The organism is Caulobacter sp. UC70_42 (assembly GCF_044056025.1).
Lineage (GTDB): Bacteria > Pseudomonadota > Alphaproteobacteria > Caulobacterales > Caulobacteraceae > Caulobacter.
This window is the reverse complement of record NZ_CP171994.1, coordinates 3058165-3083695: the sequence shown is the minus strand read 5'-3', so window position 1 is coordinate 3083695 and position 25531 is coordinate 3058165. Positions and strand designations below refer to the sequence as shown.

Below are 25531 nucleotides of genomic sequence, written 5' to 3'. Positions count from 1 at the left end.
TCGACGGGAGCCGCGCAGTTTGGACACGGGCTTAGCGAGACACGGGGGGACGGCGTCCGCCGGACCGACCGCGCCCGCGGCCGTGCGCGCCAAGTCCGTCCAGGCCCCGTCGCAAGGGTTCATCCGCGTCGCCATCCTGGCGGCCCTGCTGCTGCTGGCCGTCTACACCGCCTTCGGCGTCAAGCGCCTGCAGCAGGAGGCCTCGGCCCAGCCGGGCGGCGCGCCGCTGTCGGCCAAGGCCGGGCTGATCGCCGGGCGCGTCGAGGCCAACCTCGCCGCCCAGCGCGCCGGTCTGTCGGCGGCCGCCGATATGCTCAAGCGCGATCCGGGCGCGACCATGGACGCCGCCGAGACCGCTCTGCGCGCCGCCGGCGGCGAGGCCGCGGCCGTCGCCGTGGTCAGCCCCTCCGGCGTCGTCTCGGTCGCCGGCCGCGACGACGGCGCCGACTGGAAGGGCGCGGCCCAGGCGGCCGCCGCCTCGGGCCGCACCACCTGGACCGGCTCGGTCGGCGAGACCGGCCGACTCTACGTCGCCACCACCGCCCCCCTCGACAAGACCCGGGCCTTCGTCATCGCCAGCGGCGACGCCACGCGCCTGATCGACGAGCCCGAGAAGGGCGACAGCGGAGCCCTGGCCCTGCCCAGCGGCGCGCTGATCGCCGCCCGGGGCCGCGCCGCGCAGGGCGCCGCCACCATCCGCGAGGCCTTTGCCCTGTCGCCCGAGGATGTCGTCGGCGGTCCCGTCGCCCTGCGCGGCCAGGCCGCCGATGGCGCGGCGCTGGACATCGCGGTGCGCCCGGTGGCGGAGGGCGCCTTGCTGGTTCTGGCCGCCGCCCCGACCCACAGCGTCGCCAATGTCGACCGGCAGGTCATGGAAGGCGCGATCAACCTGCTGGCCCCACTGGCCGTCGGCATCGCGCTCGCGCTGCTGCTGATGATCCAGAGCCGCAAAGCCGAGGTCGCCCACCGCGAGTTCATCGACAGCGAGCAGCGCTTCCGTCTGGCCGTCGAAGCCGCCCGCTGCGGCATCTGGGAATGGGACCTCAACGCCGACCAGGTCTTTCTGTCCGACGTCACCGGCGCGATGTTCGGCTGGGGCGGCGGCGGCGTCGTCTCCGGCCAGGACCTGCTGGAGCGGATCTCGATCGACCACCGTGAGCGCGTGCGCCAGGCCCTGGCCAACGCCGCCATGTACGGCGCCTTCGACGTCTCGTTCCGCGTGCCGGCCACTGAGCATGGCGCGCGCTCGCTGTGGATCGACGCCCGCGGTCAGGGCTTCGGCAAGCCCGGCGCGGACGGCTATGTCCGCATCATCGGCGTCGCCCTGGACGTCACCGAGGAACGCCTGGCCCAGGCCCGCGCCCAGGCCGCCGAGAACCGGCTGCGCGACGCCATCGAAAGCGTGTCGGAAGCCTTCGTCCTTTGGGATCGCCAAGGACGGCTGCTGATGTGCAACCGCAACTACCGCAGTGTCTTCTCGCTCGAGCCCAAGCTGCTCAAGCCCGGCGCCGCCCGCGCCGAGGTCAACCGCTTCGCGGCCCTGGCCATCAAGCAGGACCACCCCGCACCGGACGGCGCCAGGGGCGTGCGCGAGGCCGAGATGATGGACGGCCGCTGGATCCAGATCAGCGAGCGCCGCACGGCCGAAGGCGGCCTGGTCATGACCGCCGCCGACATCACGGCGATCAAGACCCAGGAAGAAGCCCGCCGCCTGAACGAAGAGCAGCTGCAGAACGCCATCACCGGCCTGGAACGCAGCCAGGAACAGCTGGCCGAGCTGGCGCGCAAGTACGAGACCGAGAAGGTCAAGGCCGAGAGCGCCAACAAGGCCAAGAGCGAATTCCTGGCCAACATGTCCCACGAGCTGCGAACGCCGCTGAACGCCATCAACGGCTTCTCGGAAATCATGATGAACGAGATGTTCGGCCCCTTGGGCGACGCCCGCTACAAGGGCTACAGCCAGGACATCCACTCGTCGGGCCAGCACCTCTTGGCGTTGATCAACGACATCCTCGACATGTCGAAGATCGAGGCCGGCAAGATGAACCTCAAGTTCGAGCCGATGCACCTGGAGGACGTGACCGAGGACGCCGTACGCCTGGTCCGCAACCGCGCCGAGGCAGCCGGCTTGAAGCTCAATGTCGCGTTCCCGCACCTGCCGGAGATCGAGGCCGACTACCGCGCCGTCAAGCAGGTGCTGCTGAACCTGCTGTCGAACGCCATCAAATTCACGCCGCGCGCCGGCAGCGTCACGGTCAGCGCTGAGCTCCGCCGCGATCCGTTCGGCGACAAGGTCAAGGTGTCGGTCATCGACACCGGCATCGGCATCGCCAAGGAAGACCTGGCGCGCCTGGCCAAGCCGTTCGAGCAGGTCGAGAGCCAGTTCTCCAAGACCACGCAGGGCACGGGCCTGGGCCTGGCCCTGACCAAGTCGCTGATCACCATGCACGACGGCCTGCTGGAGATGCACTCCCAGCCCGGCGAAGGCACCACGGTCAGCTTCACCCTGCCCGTCCGCCAGAGCGAACACAAAGCCGCCCGCGATTTCGTGGCGGCTTAGCCTCCCGCCTCCCCCTTACGTAGCTGAAATCGCCGCCCCACCCTCCTGAAAAGGTTCGGGCTATTGTCATAGCCTGGGATGGAAGATATTGCGACGCACTCGCAATATCAGGATCCGTCATGTCCCGTCGCCTCGCTCTCCTTCTGTCGTCCGCCATTCTCGGCGCCGCCGTGGCCAGCCCGGCCCTCGCGCGACAGACCGAGGAGACGAAGGTCGACGAGGTGGTGATCACCGGCTCGCAGGTGCGCCTCCCCCCTGTCTATTCGGGCGGCCAGGTGGCGGCCGGCGCGCGCGTCGGCCTGCTCGGGGCGCTGGACACCATGGACACCCCGTTCGCCATCACCAGCTACACCGAGGAACTGATCCGTGACCAGCAGGCGCGCAGCATCGCCGACGTCCTGCAGAACGACCCGACCGTCCGGGTCTCCAAGGGCTTCGGCAACTTCCAGGAGCTGTACGTCGTTCGCGGCTTCCCGGTCTATTCCGACGACATGACCTATAACGGCCTCTACGGCGTGCTGCCCCGGCAGTTCGTGGCGGCCGAACTGGTCGAGCGCGTGGACGTGTTCCGCGGCGCCAACGCCTTCCTGAACGGCGCGGCTCCGGGCGGCAGCGGCGTCGGCGGCGCCTTCAACCTGATGCCCAAGCGCGCCGGAACCGCGCCCCTGACGCGCCTCACGACGGGCTGGGACGGCGGCTCGCAATTCTACGGCTCGGCCGACGTTTCTCGCCGCTTCGGCGAGAACAACGCCTATGGCGCGCGCCTGAATCTCGGCCTGCGCGACGGTGAAACGGCCGTCGACAACGAGAAGCGCAATCTGAAGGTGGTGGGCCTGGGTCTTGACCGTCGCGGCGACCGCGCCCGTTTCTCGGCCGACCTCGGCTTCCAGGATCACCACATCGACGCCCCGCGCCCGACCGTCACACCGGCCGGGGCGATCCCCAAGGCGCCGGACGCCGGCGAGAATTTCGCCCAGCCCTGGACCTATACCGACGAACGCCAGCTGTTCGGCGCGGCGCGCGGCGAGTTCGACCTGACCGACACTGTCAGCGCCTGGGCCGCGATCGGCGGCCGCAAGGGCAAGGAAGACAACGTCCTGGCCAACCCGACGGCCCAGCCGAACGGCGTGATCAGCGCCTACCGTTTCGACAATGTCCGCAAGGACGAGGTCATCTCCGCCGACGCCGGCCTGCGCGGCAAGTTCCAGACCGGTTCGATCGGCCACAGCCTGGTGGCCTCGGTCGCCTCGGTCAGCCTGAAGTCGAAGAACGCCTACGCCTTTTCGAACTTCGCCGGCTTCGCCAGCGATCTCTATAGCCCCATCAATGTCGCCGCCCCGAACCCGAACTTCTTCGTCGGCGGCAGCAAGTCGGACCCAAACGTCACCGAGCGCGCCAAGAACCGCAGCGTCGCCGTCGCCGATACCCTGTCGTTCCTCGACGACAAGCTGCTGCTGACCGCCGGCCTGCGATATCAGGACGTCGAGACGCGCTCGTACGACTACAACACCGGCGCCCGCAACGCCGCCTATGACGGCCACGCCACCACTCCGGCGCTGGCTGCGGTGTTCAAGCCCAGCGACCAGGTCTCACTTTACGCCAACTACGCCGAGGCCCTGGTCCCCGGCCAGGTCGCGCCGGCCCAGGTCAACGGCGTCGCCGTGGCCAACGCCGGCGACATCCTCTCGCCGTTCCGAGGCAAGCAGGCCGAGGTTGGCGCCAAGTACGACCACGGGACCTTCGGCGGCGCGATCTCGCTGTTCCGCGTCAAGCAGCCCAACGCGTTCTTCGTGGCCAGCAGCCGCCAGTACACCTCGGGCGGCGAGCAGGAGAACAAGGGCGTCGAGTTGACCGTCTACGGCCAGCCCGCCGAGGGCCTGCGCGTCCTGGGCGGCGCGACCTGGCTGGACACCAAGGTCAATCACGCCCTGGACGCCACGCTGGAAGGCAAGTCGCCGATCGGCGTGCCGGACTTTCAGGCCAATGTGAACGTCGAGTGGGACGTCAAGGCCGCCCCCGGCCTGACCGTCGAGGGCCGCATGGTCCACACCGGTTCGCAGCCGGCCAACGGCGCCAATACGGTCGACCTGGCCGCGTTCACCCGCTTCGACGCTGGCGTCCGCTACGCCTTCGAGGCCGGCGGCAAGGCGATGACGGTCCGCGCCCGGGTCGAGAACCTGGGAAACAAGGACCAGTGGGTCGCGGTCGGCGGCTATCCGAACGCCAACTACCTGACGCTGGGCGCGCCGCGCACCCTGCGGCTGTCGCTCACCACGGACTTCTAGACCGCATGAAGGCCCGGACGCTCCGCGCCTGGTCGTGGGTTCACAAGTGGTCGAGCCTGGTCTCGACCGCCTTTCTGCTGATGCTGTGCGTCACCGGCCTGCCACTGGTGTTCAAGCACGAGATTGAGCATGTCCTGATGCGCGAGGCCTGGGCCCCGGCCCATCCGGACGGGCCTCGACTGAACCTCGACCAGGTGCTGAACGCCGCCCTCGCCCGTAAGCCGGGCGAGGTTCCGGCCTTCATGAGTTTCGACGAGGACCGGCCGGTCGTGAATGTCACCAGCGTTAAGCCCGGCGACAGGGCGGGCGTCTACAGCTTCCAGCCCATCGACCAGACCAGCGGCGAGCCCGCCCCCTCGGTGGCCGGCCACCCGGTCATGGAATTCCTGCTCCAGCTGCACACCGACATGTTCCTGGGCCTGCCGGGGATGCTGTTCCTGGGCGCGATGGGCCTGTTGCTGATCATGGCCCTGGTCTCGGGCGTGGTGCTCTACGCGCCGTTCATGCGGCGGCTGCCGTTCGGCGCCGTGCGGGCCAGCAAGCAGGCGCGCACGCGCTGGCTGGACTACCACAACCTGCTGGGCGCCGTGACCCTGGCCTGGGTTCTGGTCGTCGGCGCGACCGGCGTCGTCAACACCCTGGCGACGCCGATCATCGACTACTGGAAGAATACGGCGCTGAAGGAACTGACGCAGGCCTATGACCAGCCAGCGCCGGCCGGCCAGCGCAGCTCGCTGCAGGCCGCCGTCGATCGGGCCAAGCTCGCCCTGCCCGGCATGCGGCTGCAGTTCGTGGCCTTCCCCGGCTCGACCTATTCGACCGAGCACCACTACGCGGTGTTCTTCCATGGCGACACGCCGCTGACCGCGCACCTGACCACCCCGGCCCTGATCGACGCCCGCACCGGCCAGTTGGCCGCCGTCGCCCCGACGCCGTGGTATGTGAAGACCCTGTCGCTGTCGCAACCGCTGCACTTCGGCGACTATGGCGGCCTCCTGCTGAAGATCCTCTGGGCGCTGCTGGACATCGCCACCATCGTGATCCTGGGTTCGGGCCTCTATCTGTGGCTCGCCAGGCGGAAACCCGCACCATGAGCAAGGGCCATCACCTCACCCTCTGGCAGGTGTTCCGCGCCCCGGCCGCGATCGCAGCGCTCAGCCTGTTCGGCCTGGTCGCCGCATTGCTGGGCGACGGGGTCTGGGACGCCGTCGGCGCGCTGGCCCTGGCCTCCTCGGTCGCGGCGACGGTCTGGGCCCTGGCCACGCGCAGGCGCTGAATATTACTTTCGTTTCATAGACTTAAATCGACGTCATGAAGCAGTCGTAACGGGTGTTCCGCGGCGCCGGCGACTACACCCTCATTCAACGGATCGCCACCGGCGGCCACACGAATTGAGGGACAAGATCATGAGCAAGCTCGTCAACCGCATCGCCGCCATCGCCGCCCTGGCCCTGGCCGCCACCCCGATCATCGGCCTGACCGCCGCTCACGCCGCCGAGCCGGCCACGCCCATCGCCCGCATCCGTGTCGGCGACCTGACCCTGTCGAACCCCGCCGACGCGCGCGAGTTCGCCCGTCGCGCCCACGCCGCCGGAACCCGCGCTTGTGACGCCAAGGGACTGACTGGCCTGTCGGCGAGGGCCTGCCTGATGGACTTCCACCAGGACCTGCGGCAAGCGCTGACCAAGCAGCAGGCCGCTCAATTGCGGATCGCCAAGCGCGCCGGCGCCTGATCAGCCCCGACGCAGCCAGGCCGCGACCGCCCACGAATGGGCGTCGTGGCGGAGGGCGACCACCGCATCGCGCGGATCCAGCCAGACCAGCTTGTGGTCGTCCTCGACCTTCAGGCCCGGGGTCTCCCCGATGACCTGGACGACATAGACGCCGCCGAAGTTACGCACCGGCTGGCCGTCGGACTTCAGGAACAGCTGCGAGACCATCTCGACTAGCGCCCCAGCCTCGACCACCAAGCCGGTTTCCTCGCCGAACTCGCGGACCACCGCTTCCCGCTCGGTCTCGTCGCCGTCCACCGCTCCGCCAGGCAGGTCGAAATACGGCGCCTTGCCGGGCTTGGTGACCTGGGCCAGTGCGATCTGGCCCAGGCTGTTCTCGGCGATACCGAAGGCGGCGGCGCGGTCCATATAGGTCTTGCCCGCGACGGGCGCGCCGAAAGCCAGCATCCTTTAGTCCTTGCCGTAGAGGTCGTTCCAGGGATCGGCCTTGCCGGACGCCACGTCCGCCACGCTGATCTCGGGACGATAGCCGATCGTGCCATTGGCGCTCGCGCTCCAGGCGTCGACGACGAGGTCGCGCAGGGCCGCCGCGCCAGCCGCGATGCGGGCCTGGACGAAAGCCTTGGCGCGCGGATCGGTCTCGACCATCCCGCCGGCCTTTTCCAGCTGGTACAGGGGCTCGGTCTGCTTCCAGGTGTCGGTCAGATAGCCGACCACGCGGGTCTCGATCGAGCAGTCGCAGGCCTTGTAGGCGGGGACCAGCGCCTTGACCGACGCCTCGTCGCCCAGGGCCTTGGCCAACGGACCTTCGAACTGGAAGTGCGTCGAGCGCGCGTTGGTGTAGCCGTTGGGGGTTGGGATAGTCGCCCCAGCCGTTGTAGTGCACCGACAGATGCAGCGGCTGGCTGCCGTCGCCAACATAGTGGGCCCAGACGCCCAGATCGCGCAGCAGCAGCGCCTCGCGACGGATCAGGTCGGCCTTGTAATAGGCCAGGCGGGTCTTGTCCTTCTCCAGCTTCACGGCTGCGGTCAGCACGCGCCAATAGGTGAAATCCTTCACCAGCTGCTGGTAGCCGTCGATGATCGCGTACGGGAGGTAACCGGCCTTCCAGCTGTCGACGCCGGCGGCCTGCAGGGCCTTCTCATAGTCGGCGCGGGTCGGCGGCAGGGTCGCCACCGTGAACATCGGACCGCCGTACATGCGGCCCTGGTCGTCGATGTCCAGGAAGTGGGCGGCGTCCCGGTCGGTGTCGTGGATCTTGCCCGAGCCCTTCCAACGGTCCGGTTCGCGGGCGTATTCGCCAATGGCGGCGATGGCCGTCGGGGTGCGCAGGAAGGCCGGCACGTCGGCCGGGAAGCTCTCGGCGCCGACCACGCCCACGACGCGGTGGCCCGAAGCTCCCCAGGCGAACGCCGAGGCGGCTGGCGCCGACAGGGCCGCGGCGAGGACGAGGACTTTCAGGCTGGACGAAAGGCGCAAGGCAGAGGCTCCGAAGATCAGATAGGCCAGACAAGCCGGGTGTAAGGCGCCAGGACGCTGTCGGCCAGTGTCGCGCGCGCCGAGACCAGAGCCGCCCTGTATTGCCGCCGTATTTCGGATCGCGCGTGGCGCGCCGGAACCGAATGGCGAGTCGCGAAGAGCACGCTGTTCACGGCCGGGTTCCGTCCGAGACGTCAAAAAAAGGTGAAAATCGACTCTTCCAAGGCTCCGCTTCAAGCGGCTGAATCCATGTCGCTTTTTCGCTTATCTGGCGAAAGGGGTCCGTGGCGTATCGACTTCTCGGGGTTGTCACGGGTGCGTGATCCGAATATCCAAGCCGCCAACCGACAGACACGCCGATAAGAGGACACCCTCGATGCGACGCAAGCTCGCCGGAATTTTGGCCACCGCGGTCATCTCCGCATTCGCCATTCCCGCCCTCGCTCATGCCGCTCCCGCGGATTCCGCGCCCGCTCAGGCGACGCGTGTAGACCCGCTCGGCGACCTGATCACCTCGGCCCTCAGCGGCGGCGCCCTGCCCGGCTCGGTCGAGTTCACGATGAAGGCGACGATGTACCACGCCGGGGCGAAGGGCATCCGCGCGTTCGACTCGCTGGGCTGCAAGGTCGCGGCCATGCGCACCGTCGCGGTCGATCCCAAGGTGATCCCGCGCCGCACCGTGATCTTCATCAAGGAAACCGTCGGTCTGCCGATGCCGGACGGCGGCAAGCACGACGGCTACTGGTACGCCTCCGACATCGGCGGCGCGATCAAGGGTCTCAAGCTCGACCTGTTCAGCGGTGTCGGCGCCAGCTCGATGAAGGCCCTGCGCGGTCTCGACCTTTCCAGCCTCTCGGTCAGCAAGGTCGGCGAATTCAAGGGCTGCCCGCCGCAATAGCAGCCACCGCGCGCCGCGCGGACTAGAATTGTTCTCCGGACTCGGCTTGGATCCCCGCCTTCGCGGGGATAAGCGGTCCGGGGTCTATCATGCGCAATCTATCCATCAGCGTCCTGGCCCTCGCGGCCGTGCTCGCCGCCGCGCCCGCTCACGCGGATGATCTCTCCCGCCTGAAGACCCGGGCCGCCAAGGTCCAGATCATTCGGGACGACTGGGGCATCGCCCACATCCACGGCAAGACCGACGCCGACGCGGTGTTCGGCATGGCCTACGCCCAGGCCGAGGACGACTTCAACCGCGTCGAGACCAACTTCATCACCGCCCTGGGCCGCACCGCCGAAGCCGAGGGCGAGAAGGCGATCTGGGCGGATCTGCGCCAGAAGCTGTTCATCGATCCCGTCGTGCTGAAGGCCGACTACGCCAAGAGCCCGGTCTGGCTGAAGGCGCTGATGAACGGCTGGGCCGACGGCCTGAACTTCTTCCTGGCCACCCATCCGAACGTGAAGCCGAAGGTCATCACTCATTTCGAGCCGTGGATGGCGCTCAGCTTCTCGGAAGGCAGCATCGGCGGCGACATCGAGCGCGTCGCCCTGACCCAGCTGGAGACGTTCTACGGGCAGCGCCAACTGGCCATGACCGCCGACGAGAAGGGCCTGCTGTTCAAGGAGCCCAAGGGCTCGAACGGGATCGCCATCGCCCCGTCCAACACCCTGGGCGGCCACGCCCTGCTGCTGATCAATCCGCACACCAGCTTCTTCTTCCGCTCGGAGATGCAGGTGGCCAGTGACGAAGGCCTCGACGCCTATGGCGCCACGACCTGGGGCCAGTTCTTCATCTACCAGGGCTTCAACGCCAAGGCCGGCTGGATGCACACCTCCAGCGGCGTCGACGTCGTCGACGAGTTCGCCGAGACCATCGTCGAGAAGAACGGCCAGCGCTTCTACAAGTACGGCTCGGAACTGCGCCCGCTGAAGAGCGAGGTGATCGCCGTTCCCTATCGCGCCGCCGACGGGACGATGTCCACGAAGCGCTTCACCGTCTTCAGGACCCATCACGGCCCGATCGTCCGCGAAGAGGCCGGCAAGTGGATCAGCATCGCCCTGATGAACAAGCCGATGGCGGCGCTGGAGCAGTCGTTCCTGCGCACCAAGGCCACCGACTACGCCAGCTTCATGAAGGTGGCCGAGCTGAAGGCCAATTCGTCGAACAACACCCTGTTCGCCGACAGCAAGGGCCAGATCGCCTATCTGCACCCGCAGTTCATCCCGGTGCGCGACGATCGCTTCGACTACACCAAACCGGTGGATGGGTCCGACCCCGCCACCGACTGGAAGGGCCTGACACCCTTGGAGAAGATCCCTCAGGTGTTGAACCCGCCCACCGGCTGGGCCTTCAACACCAATAACTGGCCCTGGACCGCCGCGGGTCCATACAGCCCCAAGAAGGCCGCCTATCCGAAGTACATGGACACCGCCGGCGAGAACCCGCGTGGTCTCCACGCCGAGCGCGTGCTGAAGGACGTCAGGAACCTGACCTTGGGCGGTCTGATCGACAAGGCCTACGACCCGTACCTGACCGCCTTCGCCCGGCTGGTTCCGATATTGGAGGCGGCTTACATCGCCACCCCCGACGGCGACCCGCTCAGGACCAGGGTCGCCGAACAGGTCGCGGCGCTGAGCGCCTGGGACCGCAAATGGTCGGCGCGCTCGACCGAGACCTCGCTGGCCGTGTTCTGGGGAGAGGCGATGTGGGCCAAGGCCGCGCCGGCCGCCAAGGCGTCGGGGATGAACGTCTACGACTACATGGCCGACAAGCTCTCGCCCGCCGACAAGCTGGCCGCCCTGGCCGAGGCCTCGGACCGCCTGACCGCCGACTTCGGCTCGTGGAAGACGCCGTGGGGCGAGATCAACCGCTTCCAGCGCAACGACGGATCGATCGTCCAGACCTTCGATGACGACAAGCCCAGCACCCCGGTGGCCTTCACCTCGGCCCAATGGGGTTCGCTGGCCTCGTTCGGGGCCAAGCGCTGGCCGGGGACCAAGAAATACTACGGCACCTTGGGCAACAGCTTCGTGGCGGTCGTCGAGTTCGGCGACAAGGTCCGCGCCCGCGCCGTCTCGGCGGGCGGCGAGAGCGGCGACCCCGCCTCCCCGCACTTCAACGACCAGGCCCTGCGCTACAGCCTGGGCAACCTGCGCGACGTCTATTTCTATCCGGAGGACGTGAAGGCCCACGCGGTGAAAACGTATACGCCGGGGGAGTGAAACAGCCTCGCCCATGACGATCACATCCATTGCCAACAACCTTTAAGGCAGTCTATGGCATAGGTCTGGAGGCGAGATGTCCGGTCCTTTTAATATGCTCAACGATACAATTGGAGCCATAAGTGCAAAAGGCGCTATAGAGCACCTTCTGCCTATCATTGTATTCGCGTCAGCAGTGACAGCTCTAACCGCCCCTATAAAGGGCATATTCGGCCGTTTCGACCGGAAAATTCAAGCAATAGCAGCGCATCTTGGACGAGAACTAGCACGTCAAGTTCTCCAGAGAATTCCCGCCCGAAACTCGTACGGCAAAGATGGCGTTTCCGAATTTCAAGTAAATAGCCAAGATGACAGGCACAACGCGGATAATATTAGAAAGTTCGCCGCAGAATTTGTAGCCACAATATTTCTAGCTATTTTTGCTGCATTTTCTGCATTTTCTATAAGGAATGCTCTTCTTTTTTGGCTATGGCTTACCGAACAGTGGCCAAAGATTGAGCCTTTGTTCCCCTACTTCACTGTCGCGTTCGGCGTAATAGTTGCACAAATATTCTTTTGGCTCAGAGATTTTAATCCCAAAATATACGGCTCACTCGAAATGATTATCGGCGCAGTTGGCATGTATTTCGCACCGAAATCGCCAGATACATTTACCGCATCACTGGCATTTGCGGGCGCTGTATACGTATTTGTCAGAGGTAGAGATAATTTTTCAAATCGGAAAAAGAAATACAACTAGAATAATACTTGTCTATTAATCCTAGATATCACCGCCCACGTTCGGCGCCGCGCCGGGCGCGCGGGCGACATGGATGCCGCACTCGGTCTTTTCCTGGCCGGCCCAGCGCCCGGAACGACCGTCTTCCGACGGCTGGGTGCAGGGCCAGCAGCCGATCGAGGCATAGCCCTGGGCGACCAGCGGGTGGGACGGCAGGTCGTGCTCGGCGACATAGGCCTCGAGTTCGGCCTTGCCCCAGTTGGCCAGGGGATTGAACTTCAGCTTGCCGTCGGCCGCCTCGACCACCGGCAGGCTCAGACGGTCGCCGCCATGGAAGCGCTTGCGGCCGGTGATCCAGGCGTCGAAGCCGCCCAGGGCGCGGTCCAACGGCAGCACCTTGCGGATGTGGCAGCAGCCGTCGACGCTGGTGCGCCACAGGTCCGACTTGGGGTCCTGGGTCGCCAGGTCCGCGAACGCCGGACGCAGGTCGCGCACGTCGGTCAGAGCGAAGCGCGACGCCAGGTTCTTGCGGTAGTCCAGCGTCTGGCCGAACAACATGCCGGTGTCGAGGAACAGAACCGGAATGGCCGGCGACACCTGCGAGACCAGATGCAGCAGCACGGCCGACTCCGCGCCGAACGACGAAACCAGGGCCAGGCGGCTTCCAAAGTGCTGGTAGGCGGCGCGCAGGATCGTCAGCGGATGGGCGTCGCGCAGCTCGGCGTCCAGCCGGGCGGCGAGACCCGCGGCGCTCCCCCCGATCTGGTCGTAAGCCATCAGGAGGCCCTTTCATCGAACGCGACCGGCTTGTCGTCGACGGCGCGCTGATAGACGTGGCGGAAGCGGCTGGCGGCCTTGGTCCAGGCCTCCGGCGTCGCACCGTCGGACGGCTCGAAGGCGTCGAAGCCGCAGCGGACCATGAAGCCGGCCTGCTCCTGCAGCACGTCGCCCACGGCGCGGATCTGCCCCTCATACTTGAAGCGCTCGCGCAGCAGGCGGGCCGAGGTGTAGGCGCGGCCGTCGCGGAACTTCGGGAAAGCCAGGGCCACCACCGCGATGCGCGGCAGGTCGTAGGCCAGGACCTCGATCTCCTCGTTCGACTCGACCCGCACGCCGACGCGACGACTGTTCGAGGAGAGCAGGCCATCGCCCTCGGCCTCGAAGCGAGCCAGGGACAGGATCACGTCGCCGCTCGAAGGGATGGCGTCCTCGTCCGTGACGTTGACGAAAGCGTCGTCGGCCCAATGGGCCTGGCCGTCCGTCAGCTCAATCAGCCTGGGCATAGACCGCCTCCTTGAAGGGCTCAAGGCCGACGCGGCGATAGGTGTCGAGGAAACGCTCGCCGTCGGCGCGGACGCTCAGATAGGCGCCGACCAGCTGGTCGACGGCGGTGGCGACCCGGTCGGCCGGCAGCGCCGGGCCGAGGATCTTGCCGATCGAGGCGTCCTCCGCGCCCGAACCGCCCAGCGACAGCTGGTAGAACTCCTCGCCCTTCTTATCGACGCCCAGCACGCCGATGTGGGCCACGTGGTGGTGGCCGCAGGCGTTGATGCAGCCGCTGATCTTGATCTTCAGCTCGCCGACATGCTCGGCGCGATCGGGGTCGGCGAACTGGCGGGCGATATCCTGGGCGATCGGGATCGCGCGGGCGTTGGCCAGGGCGCAGTAGTCCAGTCCCGGGCAGGCGATGATGTCGCTGATCAGGTCGATATTGGCCGTCGCCAGGCCCGCCGCCTGCAAAGCCGCGAACACGGTCGGCAGGTCGTCCAGCTTGATGTGCGGCAAGACGAGGTTCTGCACATGGGTGACGCGCAGGTCGTTGAAGCCGTAGCGCTCGGCCAGGTCCGCGACGACCTCCAACTGGTGGGCCGAAGCGTCGCCGGGCGTCTGATCCGGGGCCTTTAGCGAGACCTCGACGATCGCATAGCCTGGTTGCCTGTGCGCCTTGACGTTGTTGCGGACGAAACGGGCGAAGGCCGGGTCGTTGGCCTTGGCGGTCTCGAAGGCTTCCGAGCGGGCCGGCAGGGTCTCGAACGGAGTCGCGGCGAAGGCGGCGCGGATACGCTCGTATTCGGCGGCAGGCAGGTCGGCGCGCTCGGCGTCGATCTTGGCCCACTCTTCTTCCACCTGGCGGCCAAACTCCTCGGCGCCCAGGGCGGCGACCAGGATCTTGATGCGGGCCTTGTAGATGTTGTCGCGGCGGCCGTGGCGATTGTAGACGCGCAACACGGCTTCCAGATAGCTCAGCAGCCGGTCGGTCGGCAGGAACTGCTTGATGGTCGGGCCTACATAGGGCGTGCGCCCCTGGCCGCCGCCCACGATCACCTCGAAGCCCAGTTGACCCTCGCGACCCTGGCGCATCAGCAGGCCGATGTCATGCACCTTGGCGGCCGTGCGGTCCTTGGCCGAGGCGGTGATGGCGATCTTGAACTTGCGCGGCAGGTACGAGAATTCCGGGTGCAGGGTCGACCACTGGCGGATCACCTCGGCCCAGACGCGGGGATCGTCGACCTCCTCGGCCGTGGCGCCGGCATAGGGGTCGGACGTGGTGTTGCGGATGCAGTTGCCGCTGGTCTGGATCGCGTGAAGGTCGACCTCGGCCAGCCTGTTCGAGGATTTCCGGCGCATCCTTCAGCTTGATCCAATTGAACTGGATGTTCTGGCGCGTGGTGAAGTGGCCGTATCCCTTGTCGTAGTCGCGGGCGATCTCGGCGAGACGGCGAGCCTGGGTCGGGTTCAGCGAGCCATAAGGGATGGCGACCCGCAGCATGTAGGCGTGGAGCTGCAGTAGAGGCCGTTCATCAGCCGCAAGGGCTTGAACTGGTCCTCGGTCAGTTCGCCAGCCAAGCGGCGGGCGACCTGGCCTCGGAACTCGGCCGAGCGGTCGGCCAGGAATTCCTTATCGATGAGGTCGTACTGGTACATGCCCTACTTCCTGCGGATCAGGTCGACACGGCCAGTCGAGCGCGCCGCGCCGGAGGCATGGCGCAGGGCCTCGACCACGTCGCCGCCCTCGGCCTGCTTGCCGTGCGTGGGTTCGTTGGTGGGGCCCAGGGCCCGGATGCGTTCGCGGTAGCTGACCGGCGCCCAGTGGCCTTCCGACGGGGTCAGGTCGATCGGATAGACGTCGACGACCACGGTCGGCTGGCCCTTGCCGGTGGCGACGGCGGCCTCGAGCTCGGCTTCGGCGGTCTCGTCGAACAGCTGGGCGTCCCCGAAACGCTCGACCCATTGGCCGGCCTTCCAGAACACGACATCGCCGTCGAGCAGACGGTTGGCGGTGATAGCTTTCATCAGCGCGAGCTCCGCTCGAACGACAGGGTTTCGGCAACTTCGGGCGTGGCCGTGACCGTGTCGGCCATGGCCATCGAACTCGCCGACCATCAGCAGCGCTGGGCCTTTAACGCCCTGGGCCGCCTCGGCCAGACCCGCCAAGGTGGTCAGCACGCGGCGCTCGTCGGCGCGGCTGGCGTTCTCGACGATCAGGGCCGGAGTTCGGACCGGCCCGGCCGGCGCCGATCAGCCGCTCGGCGATCAGGCCGGCGGTCGAGACGCCCATATAGACGACGACGGTCTGGTTCGGCCGGGCCAGGGAGACCCAGTCGAGATCCGGCTCGCCCTGAGCGGCGTGGCCGGTGACGAAGGTCACGGCCTGGGCCGCGCCGCGATGGGTCAAGGGCGCGCCGGCGCCGGCGCTGGCGGCCAGGGCGGCGGTGACGCCGGGCACCACGTGGCACTCGACGCCCGCCTCGCGGCAGGCCAGCAGCTCCTCGCCGCCTCGCCCGAACAGGAACGGGTCTCCTCCCTTCAGGCGCACGACGTTCAGGCCATCCAGGGCCAGGGCCACGATCAGCTGGTTGATGTCGTCCTGCGGCAGGGTGTGGCGCGACTTGCGCTTGGCGACGTTGATCCGGCGGGCGCGGCGCGGCGCCAGGTCCAGGATCTCGTCGGACACCAGGCCGTCATGCACCACGACGTCGGCGGCGCGCAGGGCGTTGAAGGCGCGGAAGGTCAGCAGGTCCGGGTCGCCCGGACCCGCGCCGACGAGCCACACCGCGCCGAGCGCGCGACGGGCCCGCGTCCCGCCTACGACGACGAGACCGGGCTTGCTCCTGTGGGCCGGCGAGCGGGCCATGCTGTTTAGAACCTCTATCAACGCGCTTGGAATAAAACTCTGGAACGCAAGGCGGGGCCGCCCCTAAGGACGACCCCGCTCGCGCGCGCCGGCGAAAAGGGCCAATCCGCCAGCGAGCCCTTGCAAACTCGACGCGAAGGGCTCAATTCGCAAACAAGGACTTCTGCCGGGGCGTTCAGTAAAACTATGGAAAGACCCAACGAGCGCCGCCGCCTGCCGCCGCTCAATGCTCTGCGCGCCTTCGAGGCCGCCGCTCGTCACCTGAACTTCAGCCGCGCCGCCGACGAACTTTCGGTGACGCCCGGCGCCGTCAGCCAGCAGATCCAGAATCTGGAGGACTATGTCGGGGCGGCCCTGTTCAAGCGCACCCCCAAGGGCCTGTTGCTGACCGACGCCGCCCAGACCGCCCTGCCCGCTCTGCGCGAGGCCTTCGACCGCCTGGCCGAGGCCGCATCCCTGTTGACCGCCGCCGTCGACGGGCGCCGCTTGACCCTGACCGCCGCCCCCTCCTTCGCCGCCAAGTGGCTGGTGCCGCGCCTGGGCAAGTTCGAGCAGGCCCATCCGCAGGTCGACGTCTGGCTGTCGGCCGGCATGGAGGTCGTGGACTTCGCCACCGGCGAGGTCGACATGGCCATCCGCTACGGCTCGGGCCGCTATCCCGGTCTGGAAGTCATCCGTCTGATGCACGAGACCGTGGTGCCGGTCGCCAGCCCGGAACTGCTGGAGACCAACGCCCTGGAGCGTCCCGAGGACCTGGCCCACCACATCCTGCTGCATGACGGCTCGCCCGACGCCGACGACAGCTGCCCAGACTGGGCGATGTGGCTGGCGGCGCGCGGCATCAAGGGCGTCGATGGCGCGCGGGGCCCGCGCTTCAACCAGTCCAGCATGGTCATCGAGGCCGCCGCCAACGGTCGCGGCGTGGCCCTGGCCAAGCGCACCCTGGCCCAGGCCGACCTCGACTCGGGCCGCCTGGTCATCCCGTTCGAGGCCTCCACGGCGGTCGACTTCGCCTATTACGTCGTCCATCCCAAGGCCAAGGGCCGCCTGCCCCAGGTGAAGGCCTTCGTTAACTGGCTGAAGACCGAGGCCGAGGCGCACGAGGCGGCGCTCCAGACCATGGACAATGGTTCAGGGATCTAGGGGCTGGGGGATTTAAGCCCTTACGGTACTGGTTTTGGCGGCCGGAACCGGCTTAAAGGAGCCCATGAAAATCACGACTCTCACAGTCGACGAGCACCTCGCTCCCGCCGACTGCCAGACCATGGCCGATGTGCGCCAGGGCGTGGACGCCCTGGACCGGGCCCTGGTCCAGCTCCTGACCGAGCGTCAGGGCTTCATGGACGCCGCGGCCCGCGTCAAGGCCGATCGCTCCAAGGTGTTCGACCGCGCGCGGATCGAGGACGTGGTGACGAAGGTCAAGGCCGCCGCCCGCGAGACCGGCCTGTCGGAAGCCATAGCCGAACCGGTCTGGCGCACGCTGATCGACCGCTGCATCGCCTACGAATATGACAGCTGGGACAAGACCAAGGGCTGACGAAAAAGCGCCCCCCTGACGAGGGGCGCTTCCGCTCTTAGTTCCCGTCGATCATCCGGCCCAGGCCGCCCAGAATCGAGCCTTCGCCCTGGTTGCCGCCTTGATGGCTGGCGGCCTGCAGCATGCGGCCGGCCAGGCGCGCGAAGGGCAAGGACTGGATCCAGACCTTCCCCGGCCCGCGCAAACGAGCGAAGAACAGGCCTTCGCCGCCGAACAGCACGCTCTTCACGCCGCCGGCCATCACCAGGTCGAAGTCGACGCCCGGCGTGTAGGCCGCCAGACAGCCGGTATCGACGTGCAGTTCCTCGCCGGGACCAAGCGTGCGCTCGACTAGCGTGCCGCCCATCTGGACAAACACCCAGCCGTCGCCTTCCAGGCGCTGCATGATGAAGCCTTCGCCGCCGAACAGGCCGGTCATCACGCGCTTCTGGAAGTGGAGGCCGATCGACACGCCGCGCGCGGCGGCCAGGAAGCTGTCCTTCTGGCAGATCAGCGTCCCGCCCAGTTGGCCCAGGTTCAGCGGCAGGATGGTGCCTGGCGTCGGCGAGGCGAAGGCGACGCGCGCCTTGCCGGAGCCCTGGTGGGTGAAGACCGTGGTGAAAAGGCTCTCACCGGTGACCAGGCGCTTACCCGCGCCGAGCAGCTTGCCCATGAAGCCGCCGCCCTGGTCGGCAGAGCCGTCGCCGAACACGGTGGTCATCTGGACGCTGGCGTCCTTCCAGACGAAAGCGCCGGCCTCGGCTACCGCGCTCTCGCCGGGATCCAGCTCGATCTCGACGAACTGCAGGTCCTCGCCCTTGATTTCGAAGTCGATATCGTCGGCGACGCTGGCGCTGCGGGTGTGACTCCAGGGGCTGGGGGGCATGGAAAGGACTCCTCGTCTTGGGAAACACCGTTCTAGCCAACCGCCGCCCGCCGCGCCAATGAAGCATCTTTCATATGCGTCGCTCTGCCCCCGGGATCGGCCGATTGGAGCGTTGCTTTGTAGCCTCGCCTCGGTGTCGTCCGTCGCGGTCGGTCATGTCGCTGACAGGCGGATGGCCTTACCATTAGTCCGACTATTGGCGACCAAGCCCATGGCGCGGTCGTCTTCGGGACGTCGCAATGATCGCGGTTTCCCAGCAAAATCAGCGTGCAGCATCGGGCCGGCGGTGATCGCGCACTCTTCGTCGGGAGACCCGTCCGCATCCTCAGGTTTGGCCTGACCAAGAACCCCATCACCTCCTTAAGTGGCATTACCAATTATTGACAATGCGGCAAACTGGTCGGATAAGTTCGGTCAAGGGCGCCAGGTCAGTGCGCCGGGGGAGGCAATTTCATGAACCATGCTCGCAACACGTTCGCTCTTCGCGCCGCGCTGATGGCGTCGTGCGCCGCTCTGGCGGTCGGCTCGGCCGCCCAAGCCCAGGACGCCGCCGGCGACAAGAAGGCCGAGCCGGACACCGTTGAAGCCGTCGTCGTCACCGGCTTTCGTCAGGCCTACGCCAACGCCATCTCGACCAAGCGCGAGACTTTGGAAATCTCGGACGGCATCTCGTCGGACGGCCTGGGGCCGTTTCCCCGACCTGAACGTCGGTGAAGCCATCCAGCGGATCCCCGGCGTCCAGATCAACCGCGAAGCCGACAGCCGCAACGCCACCATCAGCCTGCGCGGCCTGCCGGGCTCGTTCGCCCGCACCACCCTGAACGGCGGCGCGTTCGCCGACCCGATCCTGAACGGCTCGACCCCGCTGGGCGCCTTCAACTCGGACATCTTCACCGCCATAAACGTGATCAAGTCGCCTTCGGCGTCCAATCTGGCCGGCGGTCTTTCCGGCAATATCGACCTGCGCATCAACCCGGCCCTGGCGCGCAAGGACGGCGGCTTCGCCAAGGTCTCGTACGAGTACAATGACCTGGGCAACCTCGGCAGCCCGCTCGCCTCGCTGGGCTACAACAAGCACCTGTCGGACGACTTCGCCGTGTTCGGCGTCGTCGCTTGGAAGGACGAAAAGTTCCGCCGCGACTCGATCACCGTGAACTCGTGGAACAACCGCCTGGGCTCGATCCAGGTGGGCAACCAGGCCGCCGCAGGCTCCAACCCAGTCTACGACGCGCTGATCGCCGCCAATCCGGGCGGCGTCTACTATCCCAGCCAGACCCGCCAGTTGGTAAAGTACAACCGCGGCACCACCCTGTCGGCGGCGACCGGCTTCGAGTGGCGGATCAACGACGCGTGGAAAGTCGGTGCGAACGGCTTCATCACCAAGCGCAACCTCAAGGACGCCACCAACAACATCCTTTATATCGACGCGGGCCCGGGCAACGGCTCGACCGGCGGCCTGAGCTCGACTTCGGCGGTCGCCCGCATCACCCAGATCGGCACGCCCTATATCGTTCGCCGTTCCGACGGCGATCGCGCGTACATCAACAGCTTCTCGGCCGAGAACATCAACACGTTCGACTCGATCCGCTCCGAGCCGGCCGAAAACCAGACCTGGGCGATCAACCCGACCCTTGAATTCAACAACGACACCTGGAAGGCCACGGCCAACCTGACCGTGTCGAAGGCCAAGACCCACGCCAATCAGATCGAACTGGACATCGTCCAGAACCCCTACCGCAACCTTGGTCCAGCCGGACTGAACGGCATCAAGACCTCGGTCGATGTCGGCGGCTCGGACCTCTCGAACTATACGGCGATCCTGACCACGCCGCACGCCACTCACCTGCCGACCGGCGGCTTCACGATTCCGGCCACGGCGACCGCGACCACCCAGGCGGGCGCCCCCATGCCAGGGCAGGCCGCCACCGTGGCCGGCGACAAGTTCGGCGTGACCGGAACCAGCGGCGCCGCCGAAAACGAGCTCGACTCGTTCCAGCTCGATTTCGACCGCGCCCTGGACGGCTCGCTCCTCACCAACTTGCAGTTCGGCGGTCGCGCCGAGCATAACAAGTTCACCTCCACCGGCTCGCGCAACTCGGCCCTGGGCGCCCTGACCCAGAACATCACCCCGGACATGGCTTCGCCGCTGTCGTACGGTCGCGACTTCTTCGGCGGCAAGGCGGCGGGTCCGACAAGCAACTGGATGAACCTGGACGTGGATCGTATCCTGGCGGCGATCACCCCAGTCAACACCCAGCTCCGCAGCGCCACCAACCCGAACGGTCTGCCCGATCAGTTCGCCCTGGGCTCTCCGGGCGTTTTCCTGACACCCTACGGCGTGGTGAACAACTATACGGACGGCAACTACTGGAACAACAACTTCAGTAACGAGAACGATGTCTTCTCGGCGTACCTGACCGCGAAATTCAAGACCCAGCTGTTCAACGTCCCGGTGCGCGGCACCGTCGGAACGCGCTACGAATACACCAACAACAAGATCGTCTCGCTGAACTGCCAGAACTGCACGACCGCCCTGTCCAATCAGGCGGGACCGATCAATCATTCTCTGTCCACCCGGACAACCAAGAACAACTACGACTACTGGCTGCCCTCGGCGATCCTGGTCGCCGATCTGCGCGACGATCTGATCCTGCGCGCGGCGGCTTATCGCACCTATGTGCGTCCGCAGCCGCGCGACAACGTACCGACCACCTTCGTGCAGGTGCCGGTCGACGTGAACCCGCCAACCAACCCGGTCTACACGGTCACGCTCGGGGCGACGGACCTCAAGCCCTACACCTCCGACTCCTACGACGTCTCGCTGGAATGGTATAACCGCCCCGGCGGGCTGATCTCGGTCGCAGCCTACCGCAAGGAGATCAAGGGCTATATCGGACCGATCCTCGACGCGGCGATCCTGTGCCCCTCGAACGGCAAGATCGACGGCCTGGACGTCAATCTGGGAACGCTGACGGTCGATAGCTCGGGCAAGTGCATCAGCTCGAACCAGTTCGTCGGCTCCACCGGCGCCCTGACCAACGCCGAGGTGCGCATCAGCGGCAAGACCAACCAGTCGCCGATGACGGTGACAGGCTTCGAGTTCAACATCCAGCAGAACCTCGACTTCCTGCCGGGCTTCTGGAAGAACTTTGGTGGTGCGTTCAACTACTCGTATACGAAGATCGACGGCAAGGACACGGCCGGCAACAAGATCACCTTGCCCAGTGTCTCGAAGAACAACCTGAACCTCATCGGCTACTACGAGTCGACCAAGTTCGGTGTTCGCCTGGTCTACAATTGGCGTGACAAGTATGACTTGGCCGCCGGCAACTCGTTCGTCGGCGACGCCCGCACCGTCAAGGCGCGGAGCCAGTTGGACGCCTCGGCCTCGTACAACCTGACCAAGGACCTGACGATCTCGGTCGACGCCTTCAACCTGACCGACGCGACCCGATCGGAATACGAGAACGACCCGATGCTGCCGCGCCGCATCGACTACGACGGCCGCACCTATCAGGTGACCATGCGCGCCAAGTTCTAGACGCGAGCGGATACCCTCTCCCCTGCGGGGCCGAAGTTCGCTTCGGCCCCTTTCTTTTGGCCATTATCCCTTCAGCGATCGCAGGGCCTGTTCGTGGGCGTAGGCGGCGATGTCCATCAGGGCGATGTCGAGGGCCGTCTTGACCGCTTCCAGGCTATCCCGCCCCGCTTCGCAGCGTTCGCAGACCTCGCCCAGCTGGAAGGCTCCCACCCCGCGGGCCGCGCCCTTCACCGTATGGACCGCGTCCCGCCAGCCCGGATGGGTCGGATCCAGCATCGGAGTCCACAGCGCCGCCTGCTCGCGAAACAGCGCCAGCACCTCGTCGACGACCCCGAAATCCCCCGCCGCGAACCCTTCCAGGTAAGCGAAATCCACGGCTCCGCTAATATCTCGTCTGGCCATGAAAAAAGCGCTTGCGCTCCCAAAATCATTGCGTATGTTCCGCGCCTCGCCGCCGGGGCTCGCAAGTGCTTCGGACCGTCGAATGGGTGTATAGCTCAGTTGGTAGAGCAGCTGACTCTTAATCAGCGGGTCGTAGGTTCGAATCCTACTACACCCACCATTTCCTCAAAAATCTGAACGGCTTAGAGATTTCCCCTTCGGGGACCCATAGCCCTTTTGCGCCACTGGAACCGCCGCGCGCGCAACGCCGTCGACGGATGTTGGCCGCCGATCCAGGCCGCCAAATCTCCTCCGATCCAGGTCTTGTCAGGCCAAGCTTCCCGGGCTCACAAAAGGCCTTCCGACGCGAGCCGCGTCGCGGTGGGCTCACAGGGTTTCGAGGACCGACATGACCGCATTTCAAGACGTGGGCCGGCGCGGCTTCCTGACCGGCGCCGCGGCGAGCGCGGCCGCGATGGGCGCGCCGGCGTGGGCGCGGCAGGCGAGCGTCAAGAAGATGACCGACGGGGTCGCCCTGATCGGGCCGGCCGAACGCCAGGCGAGACTCGAGCGCGCGCGGGCGCTGATGGTCAAGCTGGGCCTGTCGGCGATCGTGACCGAACCCGGCTCTTCGATGGACTACTTCACAGGCGTGCAATGGAGCCGCAGCGAGCGGCCGTGCCTGGCGATCATTCCGCGCGAGGGCCAGGTGGGCATGGTTGTGCCGAAGTTCGAGGAACCCTCGATCCGCCAGAGCCTGGGCGTGCCTGCCGAGGTCCGCACCTGGGAGGAGGACGAGAGCCCCTACGTGATCGCCGCCGACCTGCTGGCCGACCGCAAGCTGGCGGCGGGCAAGATCGGCGTGGAGGAGACGATCCGCGCGTTCATCGTCGACGGCCTGACCGGCGCCCTGCCCTCGGCCCAGGTCGTCTCGGGCGCGGCGGTGTTCCGCGGTTGCCGGATGATCAAATCGCCCGCCGAACTGGCCCTGATGCAAGTGGCCGCCGACATCACCGTGGCGGCCCTGCGCCACACCCACGCCAATGTCGGGGCCGGCATGGGCCCCAAGGATATCGGCGCCCTGATGGCCGAGTTCACCGTGAAGCAAGGCGCGCGGGTCAGCTTCAACCTGATCCTGATCGGCGAGGCCAGCGCCTACCCGCACGGCTCGCGCCAGCCCCAGGTGCTGGGCGAGGGCCAAGTCGTGCTGATGGACTGCGGCTGCAATGTCGGCGGCTACGAGTCGGACATCTCGCGCACCTTCGTGTTCGGCGAGCCCACCGCCCGCCAGCGCAAGGTCTGGAACGACGTGGCGCGCGGCCAGCAGGTGGCCTTCGAGGCCGCCCAGATCGGCGTCGAGGCTGGTTCAGTCGATCGCGCCGTTCGCGCCTACTATGACAGCCTCGGCTGGGGCCCGCGCTACAAGCTGCCCGGCCTGTCGCACCGCACCGGCCACGGCATCGGCATGGACGGCCACGAGCCGGTGAACTTCGTGATGTCCGAAACGACGAAGCTGGCGCCGGGCATGTGCTTCTCGGACGAGCCGGGCATCTACATTCCGGGCGAGTTCGGCGTGCGGCTGGAAGACTGCATCCACATGACGCCGAAGGGGCCGCAATGGTTCAGCGAGCCCCCGACGACGCTCGACAAGCCGATGGGCTGATCGAGGCCTTTGCGGGCTTCGCGCAATGTGGCGGCAATCCGACGCATAAGCGGAGCCATATCGAGGCTCGATCATTTCAGATCTGCAAACCGGCGCACATGTTCGACCTCTAGGGGACTTAGCGTCCGTCTGCTCACGACGGCGCGTTCCCTTGGGCGGCCAGTCGCCGCCCGCTCACGCCGCGCCGCGCGCGGCCGTTCGAAGGCTGACGATGACTGACTTTCACGCCCCGCGTACGCCCCCGCGCCGCCGGACGCTGATCCTCGGCGGACTGATCGCGATCCTGGCCCTGGCCGGCGTGGTCTGGTTGTCCTGGTCTCTGCTGCACGGCGACAAGAGTGGCGAAGGCGGTCCGGGCGGCGGATTCGGTGGCGGCGGTCGTCGCGGTCCGGCCAGCACGGTGGCGGTGGCCACGGCCAGCGCGACGGATCTGCCGATCGTCATCGAGGCGCTGGGCACGGTGAAGCCGGCCGCGACGGTGACGGTGCGCCCGCAGGTCGGGGGCACGATCACCCAGGTGATGTTCCGCGAAGGCCAGGTGGTCCAGCGCGGCCAGGCTCTCGTTCAGATCGATCCTCGTCCCTACCAGATGGCGTTGCTGCAGGCGCAGGGCAATCTGACCCGCGACCAGGCCCAGCTCACCACCGCCAAACTGACCCTGAGCCGCTATCAGACCCTACTGACCCAGGACTCGATCGCCCGCCAGGAAGTCGACAATCAGGCCGCCACGGTCAAGCAGCTGGAAGGCACGGTCATGGCCGACCAGGCGGCCGTCGGCACGGCGCGCCTGAACCTGGGCTTCGCCCGTATCGTCGCGCCCGTCTCGGGGCGCGTGGGCCTGCGCGTCACCGACGTGGGCAACTATATCGGCGCGGGTGACGCCAACGGCGTGGCGGTGATCACCACCGTCTCGCCGATCGATGTCGAGTTCACCGTCCCGCAGGACGACGTCCCGCGCATCGCCGCCCGCCAGGGCCGCGCTAATCTGCCCGTCATCGCGCTGGACCGCACCCGCACCCAGACCCTGGATCGCGGGTCGTTCTCGACGCTGGACAATATCGTGGACACCGGCACCGGCACGGTGAAGGCCAAGGCGCGTTTCCCGAACGCCGGCAACAGCCTGTTCCCCCAGCCAGTTCGTCAATGTCCGCATGGAGCTCGACACCATCAAGGGCGCGATCGTCGTACCGGCCACGGCCGTGCGCCAGGGCGGCGACGGCGCGTTCGTCTGGTTGCTCGAACGCCGACCAGACCGTCTCGAAGACCCCGGTGAAGACCGGCCAGGCGACCGGCGTGCAGGTGCAGATTACGCAAGGCCTGAAGGTCGGCGACAAGGTCATCACCGAGGGCGGCGACCGCCTGCGCGACGGCGGCAAGGTCCAGCTGCCGGGCGCCAAACCCGCGGGGCAAGGCAAGGGCAAGGGCGACGGCAAGGGTCGTCGCCAACACAAGCAGCGGCCGGAATAGCCGG

General features: G+C 66.9%; 21 protein-coding genes, 1 tRNA gene and 3 pseudogenes. 16 read left to right on the top strand and 9 right to left on the bottom strand.

Translation table 11 applies throughout. The features are described 5' to 3' along the window. The first annotated feature begins 19 nt into the window (after positions 1–19). The 5 genes from ACHMW8_RS15295 (at position 20) to ACHMW8_RS15275 (ending at position 6578) form a co-directional block, all read left to right on the top strand. Positions 20–2560 carry an ATP-binding protein gene (locus ACHMW8_RS15295; protein WP_395443017.1) on the top strand — a complete coding sequence of 847 codons (2541 nt, stop codon included), beginning with the start codon at positions 20–22 and terminating at the stop codon, positions 2558–2560. Positions 2561–2679: 119 nt separating this feature from the next. Further along, complete coding sequence (locus ACHMW8_RS15290; RefSeq protein WP_395443016.1) at positions 2680–4845, top strand: TonB-dependent receptor; 2166 nt, start codon at positions 2680–2682, stop codon at positions 4843–4845. Then, entirely contained in the window at positions 4755–5939 is a 1185-nt protein-coding gene (locus ACHMW8_RS15285; RefSeq protein WP_395443015.1) for a PepSY-associated TM helix domain-containing protein, read from the top strand. The genes ACHMW8_RS15290 and ACHMW8_RS15285 overlap by 91 nt, the downstream gene beginning before the upstream one ends. Then, positions 5936–6121 (top strand): hypothetical protein, encoded by a 186-nt coding sequence (locus ACHMW8_RS15280; protein WP_233586482.1) that lies wholly within the window; start codon positions 5936–5938, stop codon positions 6119–6121. Before ACHMW8_RS15285 ends, ACHMW8_RS15280 begins: the two co-directional genes overlap by 4 nt. A gap of 130 nt (positions 6122–6251) precedes the next feature. Continuing rightward, a complete protein-coding gene (locus ACHMW8_RS15275; RefSeq protein ID WP_125156362.1) occupies positions 6252–6578 on the top strand; it encodes a UrcA family protein in 327 nt (108 codons plus the stop codon). On the opposite strand, the gene ACHMW8_RS15270 is transcribed toward ACHMW8_RS15275, so the two are convergent. After that, a complete protein-coding gene (locus tag ACHMW8_RS15270; protein WP_125156361.1) occupies positions 6579–7025 on the bottom strand; it encodes an NUDIX domain-containing protein in 447 nt (148 codons plus the stop codon). It abuts the gene before it with no gap. A 3-nt stretch (positions 7026–7028) separates the two neighbouring features. After that, positions 7029–8058: pseudogene (locus ACHMW8_RS15265) on the bottom strand (S1/P1 Nuclease). Between the two features lie 376 nt (positions 8059–8434). Between ACHMW8_RS15265 and ACHMW8_RS15260 the strand changes: the two are divergent. The 3 genes from ACHMW8_RS15260 to ACHMW8_RS15250 all read left to right on the top strand — a co-directional run bounded on the left by ACHMW8_RS15260 (position 8435) and on the right by ACHMW8_RS15250 (position 11959). Beyond that, positions 8435–8956 (top strand): 3D domain-containing protein, encoded by a 522-nt coding sequence (locus ACHMW8_RS15260; RefSeq protein WP_125156359.1) that lies wholly within the window; start codon positions 8435–8437, stop codon positions 8954–8956. A gap of 89 nt (positions 8957–9045) precedes the next feature. Continuing rightward, positions 9046–11220: an acylase gene (locus ACHMW8_RS15255; RefSeq protein WP_395443014.1), complete on the top strand. Its 2175-nt coding sequence runs from the start codon at positions 9046–9048 to the stop codon at positions 11218–11220. A gap of 76 nt (positions 11221–11296) precedes the next feature. Then, positions 11297–11959 carry a hypothetical protein gene (locus tag ACHMW8_RS15250; protein ID WP_395443013.1) on the top strand — a complete coding sequence of 221 codons (663 nt, stop codon included), beginning with the start codon at positions 11297–11299 and terminating at the stop codon, positions 11957–11959. 21 nt (positions 11960–11980) lie between these two features. Here the strand turns inward: ACHMW8_RS15250 and ACHMW8_RS15245 are convergent, their stop codons facing one another. From ACHMW8_RS15245 to cobA, 5 genes and pseudogenes are all read right to left on the bottom strand, one after another. Then, a complete protein-coding gene (locus ACHMW8_RS15245; protein WP_395443012.1) occupies positions 11981–12715 on the bottom strand; it encodes a phosphoadenylyl-sulfate reductase in 735 nt (244 codons plus the stop codon). Beyond that, positions 12715–13221 (bottom strand): DUF934 domain-containing protein, encoded by a 507-nt coding sequence (locus tag ACHMW8_RS15240; RefSeq protein WP_395443011.1) that lies wholly within the window; start codon positions 13219–13221, stop codon positions 12715–12717. The genes ACHMW8_RS15245 and ACHMW8_RS15240 overlap by 1 nt, the downstream gene beginning before the upstream one ends. Next, a pseudogene (locus ACHMW8_RS15235) lies at positions 13205–14863 on the bottom strand (nitrite/sulfite reductase). The gene ACHMW8_RS15240 and the pseudogene ACHMW8_RS15235 overlap by 17 nt, the downstream one beginning before the upstream one ends. 3 nt (positions 14864–14866) lie before the next feature. Further along, entirely contained in the window at positions 14867–15232 is a 366-nt protein-coding gene (locus ACHMW8_RS15230) for a DUF2849 domain-containing protein (RefSeq protein ID WP_125156354.1), read from the bottom strand. Next, positions 15232–16073, bottom strand: a pseudogene (gene cobA / locus ACHMW8_RS15225) (uroporphyrinogen-III C-methyltransferase). Before cobA ends, ACHMW8_RS15230 begins: the two are co-directional and overlap by 1 nt. 186 nt (positions 16074–16259) lie before the next feature. Here cobA and gcvA point away from each other — a divergent pair. Beyond that, positions 16260–17216, top strand: coding sequence for a transcriptional regulator GcvA (gcvA, locus tag ACHMW8_RS15220; RefSeq protein WP_125156353.1), 957 nt, complete (start codon positions 16260–16262; stop codon positions 17214–17216). Between the two features lie 64 nt (positions 17217–17280). Further along, positions 17281–17610 carry a chorismate mutase gene (locus ACHMW8_RS15215; RefSeq protein WP_395443010.1) on the top strand — a complete coding sequence of 110 codons (330 nt, stop codon included), beginning with the start codon at positions 17281–17283 and terminating at the stop codon, positions 17608–17610. Between the two features lie 37 nt (positions 17611–17647). On the opposite strand, the gene ACHMW8_RS15210 is transcribed toward ACHMW8_RS15215, so the two are convergent. Continuing rightward, positions 17648–18475 (bottom strand): TIGR00266 family protein, encoded by an 828-nt coding sequence (locus ACHMW8_RS15210; RefSeq protein WP_125156351.1) that lies wholly within the window; start codon positions 18473–18475, stop codon positions 17648–17650. Between the two features lie 453 nt (positions 18476–18928). On the opposite strand from ACHMW8_RS15210, the gene ACHMW8_RS15205 reads away from it, so the two are divergent. Continuing rightward, positions 18929–19189, top strand: coding sequence for a hypothetical protein (locus tag ACHMW8_RS15205; protein WP_395443009.1), 261 nt, complete (start codon positions 18929–18931; stop codon positions 19187–19189). After that, entirely contained in the window at positions 19176–22016 is a 2841-nt protein-coding gene (locus ACHMW8_RS15200; RefSeq protein ID WP_395445986.1) for a TonB-dependent receptor, read from the top strand. The genes ACHMW8_RS15205 and ACHMW8_RS15200 overlap by 14 nt, the downstream gene beginning before the upstream one ends. A 63-nt stretch (positions 22017–22079) precedes the next feature. On the opposite strand, the gene ACHMW8_RS15195 is transcribed toward ACHMW8_RS15200, so the two are convergent. After that, the gene (locus tag ACHMW8_RS15195) at positions 22080–22418 is read right to left on the bottom strand and encodes an Hpt domain-containing protein (protein WP_125156349.1); all 339 of its coding nucleotides are present in this window, start codon (positions 22416–22418) and stop codon (positions 22080–22082) included. An 84-nt stretch (positions 22419–22502) separates the two neighbouring features. On the opposite strand from ACHMW8_RS15195, the gene ACHMW8_RS15190 reads away from it, so the two are divergent. The 4 genes from ACHMW8_RS15190 to ACHMW8_RS15175 all read left to right on the top strand — a co-directional run bounded on the left by ACHMW8_RS15190 (position 22503) and on the right by ACHMW8_RS15175 (position 25527). Then, positions 22503–22578 (top strand) — tRNA-Lys (locus ACHMW8_RS15190). Between the two features lie 228 nt (positions 22579–22806). Next, positions 22807–24060 (top strand): M24 family metallopeptidase, encoded by a 1254-nt coding sequence (locus tag ACHMW8_RS15185; RefSeq protein ID WP_395443008.1) that lies wholly within the window; start codon positions 22807–22809, stop codon positions 24058–24060. A gap of 211 nt (positions 24061–24271) precedes the next feature. Then, positions 24272–25333, top strand: a complete 1062-nt coding sequence (locus ACHMW8_RS15180) for an efflux RND transporter periplasmic adaptor subunit (RefSeq protein WP_395443007.1) — start codon at positions 24272–24274, stop codon at positions 25331–25333. Then, positions 25330–25527, top strand: a complete 198-nt coding sequence (locus ACHMW8_RS15175) for a hypothetical protein (RefSeq protein ID WP_395443006.1) — start codon at positions 25330–25332, stop codon at positions 25525–25527. Before ACHMW8_RS15180 ends, ACHMW8_RS15175 begins: the two co-directional genes overlap by 4 nt. Positions 25528–25531 lie beyond the last annotated feature (4 nt).

Coding starts and splice junctions, on each gene's coding strand:
- ACHMW8_RS15290 (WP_395443016.1), top strand. CDS start 2,680: ATGTCCCGTCGCCTCGCTCTCCTTCTGTCGTCCGCCATTCTCGGCGCC.
- ACHMW8_RS15280 (WP_233586482.1), top strand. CDS start 5,936: ATGAGCAAGGGCCATCACCTCACCCTCTGGCAGGTGTTCCGCGCCCCG.
- ACHMW8_RS15275 (WP_125156362.1), top strand. CDS start 6,252: ATGAGCAAGCTCGTCAACCGCATCGCCGCCATCGCCGCCCTGGCCCTG.
- ACHMW8_RS15270 (WP_125156361.1), bottom strand. CDS start 7,025: ATGCTGGCTTTCGGCGCGCCCGTCGCGGGCAAGACCTATATGGACCGC.
- ACHMW8_RS15260 (WP_125156359.1), top strand. CDS start 8,435: ATGCGACGCAAGCTCGCCGGAATTTTGGCCACCGCGGTCATCTCCGCA.
- ACHMW8_RS15255 (WP_395443014.1), top strand. CDS start 9,046: ATGCGCAATCTATCCATCAGCGTCCTGGCCCTCGCGGCCGTGCTCGCC.
- ACHMW8_RS15250 (WP_395443013.1), top strand. CDS start 11,297: ATGTCCGGTCCTTTTAATATGCTCAACGATACAATTGGAGCCATAAGT.
- ACHMW8_RS15245 (WP_395443012.1), bottom strand. CDS start 12,715: ATGGCTTACGACCAGATCGGGGGGAGCGCCGCGGGTCTCGCCGCCCGG.
- ACHMW8_RS15240 (WP_395443011.1), bottom strand. CDS start 13,221: ATGCCCAGGCTGATTGAGCTGACGGACGGCCAGGCCCATTGGGCCGAC.
- ACHMW8_RS15230 (WP_125156354.1), bottom strand. CDS start 15,232: ATGAAAGCTATCACCGCCAACCGTCTGCTCGACGGCGATGTCGTGTTC.
- gcvA (WP_125156353.1), top strand. CDS start 16,260: ATGGAAAGACCCAACGAGCGCCGCCGCCTGCCGCCGCTCAATGCTCTG.
- ACHMW8_RS15215 (WP_395443010.1), top strand. CDS start 17,281: ATGAAAATCACGACTCTCACAGTCGACGAGCACCTCGCTCCCGCCGAC.
- ACHMW8_RS15210 (WP_125156351.1), bottom strand. CDS start 18,475: ATGCCCCCCAGCCCCTGGAGTCACACCCGCAGCGCCAGCGTCGCCGAC.
- ACHMW8_RS15205 (WP_395443009.1), top strand. CDS start 18,929: ATGAACCATGCTCGCAACACGTTCGCTCTTCGCGCCGCGCTGATGGCG.
- ACHMW8_RS15195 (WP_125156349.1), bottom strand. CDS start 22,418: ATGGCCAGACGAGATATTAGCGGAGCCGTGGATTTCGCTTACCTGGAA.
- ACHMW8_RS15185 (WP_395443008.1), top strand. CDS start 22,807: ATGACCGCATTTCAAGACGTGGGCCGGCGCGGCTTCCTGACCGGCGCC.
- ACHMW8_RS15180 (WP_395443007.1), top strand. CDS start 24,272: ATGACTGACTTTCACGCCCCGCGTACGCCCCCGCGCCGCCGGACGCTG.